Origin of the sequence: Streptomyces sp. NPDC048290, from assembly GCF_040652095.1 — a bacterium.
In the GTDB taxonomy this organism is placed as follows: domain Bacteria; phylum Actinomycetota; class Actinomycetes; order Streptomycetales; family Streptomycetaceae; genus Streptomyces.
On sequence record NZ_JBEZLM010000011.1, the window covers coordinates 315,973 to 325,912 of the forward strand.

Annotated in this window: 9 protein-coding genes, 2 tRNA genes and 2 pseudogenes; 7 read left to right on the forward strand and 6 right to left on the reverse strand. The window is 70.9% G+C overall.

The genetic code is table 11. The features are described 5' to 3' along the window. Nucleotides 1-179 precede the first annotated feature (179 nt). From AB0D49_RS21410 to AB0D49_RS21435, 6 genes and pseudogenes are all read left to right on the forward strand, one after another. Nucleotides 180-2,231 (forward strand): regulator, encoded by a 2,052-nt coding sequence (locus AB0D49_RS21410; RefSeq protein ID WP_362759478.1) that lies wholly within the window; start codon nucleotides 180-182, stop codon nucleotides 2,229-2,231. 90 nt (nucleotides 2,232-2,321) lie between these two features. Beyond that, a complete protein-coding gene (locus AB0D49_RS21415; RefSeq protein ID WP_362759481.1) occupies nucleotides 2,322-2,666 on the forward strand; it encodes an SMI1/KNR4 family protein in 345 nt (114 codons plus the stop codon). After that, nucleotides 2,659-2,982: pseudogene (locus tag AB0D49_RS21420) on the forward strand (HAD family hydrolase); the annotation flags it as partial. The gene AB0D49_RS21415 and the pseudogene AB0D49_RS21420, both read left to right, overlap by 8 nt. A gap of 125 nt (nucleotides 2,983-3,107) precedes the next feature. Continuing rightward, nucleotides 3,108-3,177: transfer RNA gene (locus AB0D49_RS21425), tRNA-Trp, on the forward strand. A gap of 130 nt (nucleotides 3,178-3,307) precedes the next feature. After that, a tRNA-OTHER gene (locus tag AB0D49_RS21430) sits at nucleotides 3,308-3,416 on the forward strand. A gap of 104 nt (nucleotides 3,417-3,520) precedes the next feature. Continuing rightward, nucleotides 3,521-5,152 carry a TROVE domain-containing protein gene (locus AB0D49_RS21435; RefSeq protein ID WP_362759484.1) on the forward strand — a complete coding sequence of 544 codons (1,632 nt, stop codon included), beginning with the start codon at nucleotides 3,521-3,523 and terminating at the stop codon, nucleotides 5,150-5,152. 20 nt (nucleotides 5,153-5,172) lie between these two features. On the opposite strand, the gene AB0D49_RS21440 is transcribed toward AB0D49_RS21435, so the two are convergent. The 3 genes from AB0D49_RS21440 to AB0D49_RS21450 form a co-directional block, all read right to left on the reverse strand. Further along, nucleotides 5,173-5,331 carry a hypothetical protein gene (locus AB0D49_RS21440; RefSeq protein WP_362759487.1) on the reverse strand — a complete coding sequence of 53 codons (159 nt, stop codon included), beginning with the start codon at nucleotides 5,329-5,331 and terminating at the stop codon, nucleotides 5,173-5,175. 305 nt (nucleotides 5,332-5,636) lie between these two features. Then, the gene (locus AB0D49_RS21445; RefSeq protein WP_362759491.1) at nucleotides 5,637-6,095 is read right to left on the reverse strand and encodes a PPOX class F420-dependent oxidoreductase; all 459 of its coding nucleotides are present in this window, start codon (nucleotides 6,093-6,095) and stop codon (nucleotides 5,637-5,639) included. Nucleotides 6,096-6,149: 54 nt separating this feature from the next. Then, a complete protein-coding gene (locus AB0D49_RS21450; protein WP_362759493.1) occupies nucleotides 6,150-6,932 on the reverse strand; it encodes a hypothetical protein in 783 nt (260 codons plus the stop codon). Nucleotides 6,933-7,436: 504 nt separating this feature from the next. Here AB0D49_RS21450 and AB0D49_RS21455 point away from each other — a divergent pair. After that, nucleotides 7,437-7,667 carry a hypothetical protein gene (locus AB0D49_RS21455; protein WP_362759496.1) on the forward strand — a complete coding sequence of 77 codons (231 nt, stop codon included), beginning with the start codon at nucleotides 7,437-7,439 and terminating at the stop codon, nucleotides 7,665-7,667. Nucleotides 7,668-7,840: 173 nt separating this feature from the next. On the opposite strand, the gene AB0D49_RS21460 is transcribed toward AB0D49_RS21455, so the two are convergent. The 3 genes and pseudogenes from AB0D49_RS21460 to AB0D49_RS21470 all read right to left on the reverse strand — a co-directional run. Beyond that, entirely contained in the window at nucleotides 7,841-8,806 is a 966-nt protein-coding gene (locus AB0D49_RS21460) for a GNAT family N-acetyltransferase (protein WP_362759499.1), read from the reverse strand. Continuing rightward, complete coding sequence (locus AB0D49_RS21465) at nucleotides 8,803-9,735, reverse strand: APC family permease (protein ID WP_362759502.1); 933 nt, start codon at nucleotides 9,733-9,735, stop codon at nucleotides 8,803-8,805. Before AB0D49_RS21465 ends, AB0D49_RS21460 begins: the two co-directional genes overlap by 4 nt. 77 nt (nucleotides 9,736-9,812) lie before the next feature. Beyond that, nucleotides 9,813-9,940, reverse strand: a pseudogene (locus tag AB0D49_RS21470) (IS481 family transposase); the annotation flags it as partial.

Here is a 9,940-nt window from a genome sequence, read left to right on the forward strand (position 1 = left end):
GTGTCTACGGGTGTGCATGGGTGCCCACGGGTGTCCATGGGTGTTCATGGGCGTCCCCGGGGGGTCTTCCGGCCCCCGGCCCCGCCGGAAACTGCCCATCCTAGGCCCGCCCCGCACCCCCTCCAGCCGCCCTCCCGCAACGGGAAAGCCCCCCGGACCAAGGCGGTGACAATGGCCGCATGGAGAGGAAGATCACGGATGAATCCAGCTCTTTCGTCGGCCGGTCCAAGGAACTGGGGCTGATCGGCGCGGCCCTGGCCGACTTCCGGCTGGTCACGCTCACCGGTCCGGGCGGGTCGGGAAAGACCCGGCTCGCCCGGCGGACCGCCGCCCTCGGAGCGTCCGCCGCCGACGGGGACGCCGTCGCCTGGGCCGAACTGTCCGCGCTGGCCGAGCCGGGACTCCTCGCCGCCACCGTCGCCGAGGCCCTCGGACTCTCCGACCACACCCCGCGCAACCCCGCCGAGGCGGTCTGCGCCTGGGTCGGGAGCCGCCGGATACTGCTCGTCCTCGACTCCTGCGAACACCTGCTGCCCGAATGCCGCGACCTGCTCGGCGACCTGCTGACCGCCTGCCCCCACCTGCGGGTCCTGGCCACCAGCCGCGAGCCCCTGCGGGTCGTCACCGAGGAGATCCTCAGCATCGGGCCGCTGGCCTCCGTACGGGAGGCGGTCGCGCTGTTCGCCGACCGGGCGGCCTCGGCGGGCAGCCCGCTGCGCGGCGACACCGACCGGCGGCTCGCCACCATCCTGTGCGACCGGCTGGAACGTCTGCCCCTCGCCCTGGAACTCGCCGCCGCGCAGTTACGGCACATGCCACTCAGGACCCTCTGCGCGGGCCCGCGCGCCGCGGTGGACCTCCGCGCCGAAGGGACCGGAGTGCCGGAGGAGCCGGCCCCCGCCCGGCACGCCGCACTGCGTACCACCATCGGCTGGAGCCACGAACTGTGCTCCCCGGCCGAACGCCTCCTCTGGGCCCGTCTCTCCTTCCTCCCCGGTACCTTCGACACCACCACCGCCCGGCGGGTGGCCGAGGGCGGGCCGCTCTCCGCCGAACAGGTCGGACGGTCCCTGACCGCGCTGCGCGACAAATCGGTGGTCACCGAAAAGGACGGAACGTACCGGATGCTCGACATGATCCGTGAGTACGGCCGCATGTGGCTCGCCGAACTCGGCGACGAGAAGGAGATCGCCGACCGGCACGCCGGATATGTGCTCGGTGAGACCCGCCGGGCGCACCGCGAATGGTTCGGACCCGCCCAGCGGAACTGGTACCGCAGGGTCGAGTCCCTGCACGCCGACATCCGGCTCGCCGCCGATCACTGGCTGCGCACCGACCCGGAAGCGGCCCTTGAACTGATCGGCCAGGTCACCTTCTTCTGGGTCTGCTCCGGCTACCTCTACGAGGCCCGGCAGTACCTGGAGCGGGCGATCGTCCTGGTCCCCGACCACAGACGCGTCGGCGGCACATGGGTGCAGGGACTGTGGAGCCTCGGACTCACCCAGACCCTCCAGGGCGACTACGACACCGCCCGCGTCACCGCGGACGCCTGCCGCCGCCGCGCCGAGGACGCGCTCAACACCGAGGGACTGGGCCGGGCCGCCTACCTCGACGGACTGCTGCATCTGCTGGGCGGTCGCCCGCTGACCGCCGCCAGCATCGCCGAGGCCGTACCGTACGGCACCGGCACCGGGCGGCCGACCGCCGCGAGCATGATGTGCCGGCTCGTCCATGTCTTCGCCCTCACCGGCTCCGGCCGTCTGGCCCAGGCCCGCTACGAGGCGCTCCAGCTCCATGACACCTGTGTCGCCGCCGACGAGTACTGGACCCGCTCCTACGCCGACCACCAACTGGCGCTGATCGCCGTGCTGGAGCGGCGGTCGCGGGACGCCGTCGGGCACGCCCGTGCCGTGCTCGACGCCAAGCAGCACATCGGGGACGCCTTCGGGGTCGCCATGGCCCTGGACCTGCTCGCCGTCGCGCTCACCGACGCCGGGGACGAGCAGGCGGCCGTCCACACCTTCGGCGCGGCCCTGCGGTTCTGGGAACGGGTAGGCCATCCGCAGCGCGGCACCCCGGAGATGGCGTCCCTGCGCGACGAGTGCGAGGACCGGCTTGTACGGACGCTGGGCCGGAGCGGCTACGACCGCGCCGTCGCCCAGACCGCCCGCTGCGACGACGGGGCGCTGATGGCGTGGGCGGCGCGGGGCGGTCCGCTGCCGGAGCGGTGAGGCATCCCTCCGGGCACCTGGGCTGACGGAACGGTGCCGGATGCTCGGCCACGCCGTCCCTCGATCTCTACGGAAGCGCGTCCGGCTGTCGTGCTGACACCGACCCCGCTGCCGCGCCGGGGAGCCGTAGGCGAGTATGTCGCCGTGGACAACCTTGAGCAGTTGGTCGAACGCATCGCAGCCCAGGCGGCCGAGAGCGAGGAGTTGCAGCCCCCCGTCTCCGCGGAGGCCCTGAACGAAGCCGAGCAGAGGTTCGGCTTCTGTCTGCACCCCCTCCTCGCCGCCCTGTACACGACGGTGGGCGATGGTGGGTTCGGCCCTATGGACTCGTCGCTGCCGCTGTCGGGTGCCCCGCACTCGGATGGTGAGGAGGCCGCGGTCGAGAGCTATCTGGGACGGTTCCCGGCCGCGGACGCGGACACCCGGACTCCGTGAGTTGTTCAGCGGCGACGTCGATCTGATCGGTACCTCCGACGACTGGGGCGCCGGCAAGCCGGACCGCGCGTTCTTCGACCGTGTCGCCGAGGTCGTCCCGGCCGAGCCCGACGAGATGCTGTACGTCGGTGACCGCGTCGACAACGACATCACCCCAGCCCGCGCGGCCGGGATGCACACCGCCCTGGTACGCCGGGGGCCGTGGGCCACGATCCAGTGGCGTACCGAGCAGGCGGAGAAGCTGCCGACCTTCAAGGTCGAGAGCCTCCTCGCACTGTCCGGGGCGATCCGGCGGTTCAACGAGCGAGGGCACTGACTGGGGGCGCCCAGCCGTACAGCGCCTGGGCAATGTCAGGTTGAGGCGGCCAGCGCGCGCATTTCGCGTGACCGCCACGGATATTGAGTGGCTCGACACAGAAGCCGGCGCCTACGGTATGACCCGGTCCAGGTGCGCAGGCAGCGGATACTTCGAATCCAAATCGAGTGGCCGCAGGTTCAAGTCCTGTCATCGGCTCCGGCCGGTGTAGCTCAGTTGGTAGAGCACTGAACTCCGCCGCCGACTTGATCTCTGGACCCATAACTTCACAGCACCTCCCGGTGCGCAGGCAGCGGTCATTTCGATGTTCCGTGCAAGGAAACCCGCGGCCGTATTGGATTTCGGGAGGCAGGAGCTACGGGGCGCCCGGTGCGCAGGCAACGGGTACTTCGACTACGGATCGAGTGGTTCAGGTTCAAATCCTGACGGTCGGGAGGAATCCCGACGGTGGTGTAACGGCAGCACGCTATGTACCGTCGCCGTCTTGACCTCGGGCGCCCTTCGCTCTTCGCCTCCCCTCCCCAGTGGAGGGTTTCTCATGTCCCGCTTCAACGCCCGTATTTCGCGCCTGGTAGCGCGCGGCCCCGTCACGACCACCGGTGCACGGACGACCACCCATGAGGGCGGCGCCGCCTTCCAGCGTGACCCGCGCAGCGACCTGTTCCTCCTGGCCGTCGTGAACATGGTCGGCCAGCACAGCTTCTACGAGAGCGCCGGCCACCGCGACGCCCGGTTCCGCAACCTCGTACGGCAGCTTGCGGTCGAAGACCCGGCATGGACGGCGGGCCTGCTGGGCTGGCTGCGCGGCCCGGCGAACATGCGCACGGCCGCGGTCGTCGGCGCGGCGGAGTTCGTGAAGGCCCGGCTGGACGCCGAGCGGCGCGGGGACCTGGCGCCGGACGTCCACACGGCGAACGGCACCGAGGGTGGCTGGAACCGGCGGGTCATCGCGTCCGTCCTCCAGCGCGCGGACGAGCCCGGTGAGCTGCTCGGCTACTGGACACAGACGTACGGGCGGCGGCTCCCCAAGCCGGTGAAGCGGGGGATCGCGGACGGAGTACGGCGGCTCTACAACGACCGGGCCCTGCTCAAGTACGACACCGCGTCCAAGGGCTACCGCTTCGGCGATGTCCTCAACCTCGTACATGCCGCGCCCCACGCCGAGAAGACCTGGCAGGGCGGGCTGTTCCAGTACGCGCTGGATCGGCGCCATCACCCGGACACCGCCCGCCCGCCGGTCGGGATGCTGGCGGCGCACGCGGAACTGATGGCGCTGCCCGTGGGAGAGCGGCGTGCGGTCGTGACCGGGGCGGGTGGCCCGGATCGGCTGCGGGCGGCCGGGCTGACCTGGGAGGCGGTCGCCGGATGGCTCCAGGGGCCGATGGACGCCGCCGCCTGGGAGGCGATCATCCCGTCCATGGGGCTGATGGCGCTCTGCCGGAACCTGCGCAACTTCGACCAGGCGGGGGTCTCGGACTCGGTCGTCGCGACGATCGCCGCGCGCCTGGCGGACCCGGAGGAGGTGCGTCGGTCGCGGCAGTTCCCGTTCCGGTTCCTGTCCGCGTACCGGGCGGCGCCGTCGCTGCGCTGGGGTCATGCCCTGGAGCAGGCGCTGACCGCGTCCACCGCGAACATCCCGGCCCTGCCCGGCCGCACGCTGGTGCTCCTGGACACCTCGGCGTCCATGACGGGCCGGGTCTCCTCGCGCAGCACGGTCCGGCACGTAGATGTCGGCGCCCTGTTCGCCACCGCGCTGGCCGCCCGTGGCTGCGACGTCGACCTGGTGGGCTTCGCCAACGGCACCTTCCGCCACCCGCTGGCCCGGGGCGGGTCGGTGCTGCGGCAGACGGACGCGATCTGCTCGCGGATCGGGGAGGTCGGCCACGGCACCGAGACGGTGGCGGCGCTGCGTGCCACGTACGACCGGCACGACCGGGTGGTGATCGTCTCCGACATGCAGGCGTTCGCTCACCACGGGGGTACGTCCGTGTCGGAGGCCGTTCCCGGGGACGTGCCGGTGTTCGGGATCAACACCTCCGGATATGGCCCGGCGTCGATCGACACCAGTCGGCCGCACCGGTACGAGGTCGGAGGCTTCTCCGACCAGCTCTTCACGATGGTCGACCTGCTGTCGCGGGGGCGTGACGCCGGGTGGCCCTGGGAGCGGTAGTAGCCGCGACGGGCCCTGCCTCAATTGCGTTCCGGTGGGGTCCACGACCTCCTGCGCCCGGTTCCGGTGCGGCTGAGGACGAGCGCCCACTGTCTCACCGGGACGCGGGAGGCGGACAGCGGGAGGAGATCGGCGGCGACGGCGGAGGCGTCGACCGGGGTGGTCAGGTGCACGCTCATCGCCGTGTCAGGGCGCTGGGTCGGGGCGTGCAGGTGAGGGCATCCCTGCCACCAGATGGAGGGGCAGGGATGCCGCCGGGGGAATCGGCAGCCGCTCGGCGGCATACGGCGGTGGATCAGGGACCGTGGCCCGTGGCGGGAGGTCCCTCAGCGGTACCGCGTGTCCGGATCGAGCTGGGCCGACCATACTCCCGGTCGGAGACGACCGCGTCGGACGGGCTTGCGGCTCACGCGCGAGCCGCAGCGACCATACTGGTCGTAGCTGCCAGCGCGTGGCTGTGCGACCAGCACGGACCTGGTTCGTCCTAGCCGTTGACGTCGAGTGCTGTTCCGTACAGCCGATCCACCTTCAGCCGAATGACCACTCGGCGCTCAGCCACCAACTGCTCCAGAAACGCGTTCTCATCCGCCGGCTTCGCGGCCTGCGGGACCATCGCGAGCAGTTCCCTGCCGACCGCATCACCAGGCACCGTCGTGATCTCCGAGACCTCGGCCTCACCTTCGGCCACGGCGAACGACCACACGTCGCCGCCCTGCACATGCAGTGAGGCACGCGGATTGCGACGCAGATGCTCGATCTTGACGCGGTCGGCCGTCGTGGAGAGCCGCACGGTACGGGTCTCGGGGTTCCAGCTGTACAGCATGGTGGTCAGGTGAGGATGGCCACTGCGCTTGATGGTGGCGAGTGTGCCGAACTGCTGCCTGCCCAGGAGGTCGGAGAGGGCGTCGTCGGACAGTGGGCGAGGCGCTGGTCCTTGAGTCATGACCGGATTAACGTCCGAAGCCGTCGAAAGATTTCGTGGACACTGTGAGCCGCCCTACTCCGGCTTGTGATCCGGCCCTGCGAAGTCCGGGCTCGTGGGGTCGTTGCCGCGGCGGTCGTACCCCAGGGTGGGCATCCGGTTCGTCGGTGTGGATGCCGACGTGCCGTGCGGCGCGGCCATGTGGGGAGTGGTGGCGAGCGCCTCACGCAGGAACGGCAGGATGCCGTGCTCCAGCAGCGCCTCGTGCCAGGCTTGCCTGGCCTGTGTCACGTCCGCGTTCGGTTCGTCGCCGGGGAAGGGACGGTTGCGTACGGCGGTGGTCATCAGTCCGACCGCGGCGAACAGGACTGCCGCGGCGGTGAGCCCGCCGAACACCCAGCCCATGGTGAGCAGGGTGCTGGCGAAGCTCACATCCGGGGCGATCAACCTGAGGAGGTAGCCCGTGAGCAGGGAGATCGCCGCTACGGTACCGGCGAGGAGGGGAGCAAGCACCATCACGACGGCCATGACTCCGGCGCCGCCGGTGTCGGTGACCGCACCCACACCGACAGCGGCCCTCACCGACCTCGGACCCGAGTCCGAGCCCTCGGAGTCCGAGTCACGGCCACGCGATGAGGTGGACAGTGCCGGGTGGCGCTGGTGGTCGCGGACCAACACATAGTGCTGGTACTCGGTTGCCGCAGCGGCCGTTATCAAGGTCGTGGCGTTGAGTGCCATGGCGCGCAGTTGATCCGGGTCGAGTCGCTGGCCGAGCGATGCCAGCTCCGGACGGTGTGGTGCGGAGCGCAGCGCCTCGTCGAGGACCCGCTCGTAGTCCTCGCGATCCTCGCTCAGCAAGTGGCGCGTAGCGGTCTGCTGGGGGCGTGAACCTACGGGGTCCGCCGCAACGCCGACGCGTCGGCGGCCGACTCGGCTTCCGTGCGGGGGGGCCTGGTGGCGAGGGCGCCGGATTCACCGGTTGGCCGTTCGAGGGTGACTCGCGCGGGTTCCGGACTCTGACGGGCGGCCGGTGGCCAGCCCCTCGGTGGGGAGGGGATCGGCAGTGGTTCGAGTCGAGGGGACCACGGGTGAGGGAGGAGGTGTCGGACTCGCCGGTGGCGCGGAGGGCTGGGGCTCAGGGCCTGCCGGTGGCGCTGGCTGAACCGGCAGAACGGGTTCCGAGGCGGCGGTGACATCAGCCTCCGCCCAGTCTTGACCCGGCGCTCGGCAGAGGGCTCGGAATCTTGCCGTTCCGGCAAAGTGAGGGTCACGTTCAACCGTCCGCCGCGCCACCTGGCCGGGCGAGAACAGTCACCTCGCCACCTCACTCACCCCTCACTCACCCCTCACCCCCAGACCACGATGGCCCCCTTCCTCGCCGACTCCGGCAAGCTGATCGACGCCCGTGAGTACGGCAACGGCGTCCAGGACATCGCCTTCCACAAGCCCGCCGTCGACGCCATCGTCCGGGCCACGCGTGACACGGGCGCCCGGCCCGACTTCCTCGCACCGCTTCAGCACCTGCTCGACCGCCAGATCGCGGAGGGCAGGGGTGCGCTGGCGTTCGAGCGCACGGTCGAGGAGATCGCCTGACGCGGCACGAGCGGCGTGCGCCCAGCGGTGACGGGCTCTGACGTGTCCGGGAAGCCGGTGCCGACGGTATCGACTGCCTCTGTGTCGGGGTCCGTCATCAGCGTCAGGAGCACCGTTCATACGCCCGCTCGCCTCCATGACATGACTCCCTCGCCGTCTTATCGCCGCGCAGTCTAGGTGTGGGCGCGGAGCGGCTGTTCGGCGACCACGTAGTCGAAGTGGCGGTGGAAGCCGCAGCGGGCGTACAGCTCCGTGGCGCGGGTGGAGCCACTCGCGTCGACCATGAGGTGGGCCGTGCGGAGGTCATGGGCCGCCAGGTCGTGCAGGGCGGTACGGACGAGCGCTTCGGCGATGCCGCGACGGCGGTGGCCGGGGTGGGTGCCGACCACTTCGATGAACCCGGCGGCCCCCGCACCGGCTGTCCCTGCATCGGCCCTCCCCATACCACCCGCCCCCCTAGTGACCCGGGCGAGCAAAACCCCGGCGGGCTCCGAGTGGTGTAGGGCCAGTATCTCCAGGCCCCGGTGACCGCTGGCCGCAATGCGCTGTCGCCAGCGTTCGGCGGTCCAGGGCTGGTAGCCGCCCCAGTGTTCGGCGAAGGCGCTGTTGATGAGGTTGACCCAGGTCGAGTCGGCGAGCGCACGGCCCATGTCGTCGGTGTACGACAGGAAGGTGAGGTCCGGGCGTACCGGTGGGGCGGCGGGTGGGGTCAGCGCGGTGTCCATCCGCCAGATCCGCCGTACCTCGGTGAACCCCGCGGGCATGGCCACGGACGCTCCGCGCAGGGTGCGCAGGGTGTGGTGTCCGGAGCGGGACGCGGCGGCGGTGTCCTGGGCCCAGCGGGTCAGTGACGCCTCCAGCGGTCCGTTCGACGGGTCCTCGACGACCAGGTCGCAGAAGAGTGCCTCCGTGGACGGCGGGCCGACCAGTCCGGTCGGTCCCACGGTCACGAAGCCCACGGTCCGGCCGCCGACGCGGGCCACCCGCGCGTCGCCCGCGCGCTGGCCGAGTACCGCTTCGAGGCGTTCCGGGGGCGGTGTGGTGTCGTACTGGCCCCGGTCGCGGGCGGTGGCGAGCAGGGCGGTGATGCCGGGTAGGTCGTCGGTGTGTACGCGGTCCAGGGTCGCGGTGGCCGTCACCGGGCGGGCTCCGTTCCCTGCTCCGTCTTCAGTGCCGCTTCCGGCTGGGGTTCCGTGAGGATGTCTTCGGTTGTCACGCCTGTGCCGATGGTGTCGATGGCTTCGGGGCGGCGTCGGCGCAGGTGGGCGTAGTACGCGATGCCGCAGGCCAGCCAGGCGGCGACGATCCACGGGGCCAGGCTGAGCGGCCAGGCCAGGGGCGCTATGCCGAGGCCCGCGAAGTCGATGCCGAGGGCGGCGATGAAGACCGGGACGAAGATGCCGATGCCCAGCAGGGGGCAGATGAGGTGGACGAACGGGCGGAATTCCGCGCGGCGTCTGCGCCAGTAGTAGAGCGTGCTGCTGGCGCAGGTGCCCATGTAGACGAGGATCAGCATCAGGGTCAGGACGGTGCCGAGCAGGGCGAACGCCTTGAGGGGGGAGCCGAGGAGCAGGGGCAGGACGAGTGCGAGGGCGATGGAGACCGCGCCGAGGGTGAGGATGGCGGTGGCGGGGGTGCGGTGGACGGGGTGGACGCGGTCGAAGGGGCCGGGGACGAGCTTGGCGCGGGAGAGGGCGAAGAGGACGCGGGTGGGCGGGTTGATGGAGGCGTTGACGTTGGCGGCCTGGCCGCTCCACACCGCCAGGGAGCCGAGGATGGCCGCGCCGCCCCAGACCAGTGTGGTGAGTCCGCCCCAGGGGTCTCCGCCGCCGAGCAGGGTGAATTCCGCGCCGCCGAAGCCGTCGGGGCCGAAGTACACGGTGGCGGCGTAGTAGCACAGGATGTAGAAGGCGCCCGCGACCAGGCAGGAGCCGATGACGGCCTTGGGGATGGTGCTGCGGGGCAGGTCGGCCTCCTCGGCGAGGGTGACCGAGGACTCGAAGCCGATGAAGTTGAGCACGATGAAGATCATCGCGGGGAAGACTCCGCTGCCCTCGGGCAGGAACACGGAGGCGGTGTTGGCGGAGCCGGCCTCGAAGATGAGGGTGAGGGCGATGGCGGCGAAGACGACCAGTTCGAACAGTCCTAGCTGTATTGCCCTGTGAGGTTGGGGACGCGGCTGGCGGGTGGTTTGCCTGCGAGTGCGGTGTGTCCGCGGTGGTGATTGTAGGTGTGGAGCCATTGCGGGAACGCGTCGCGTCGTTCGGTCTCTG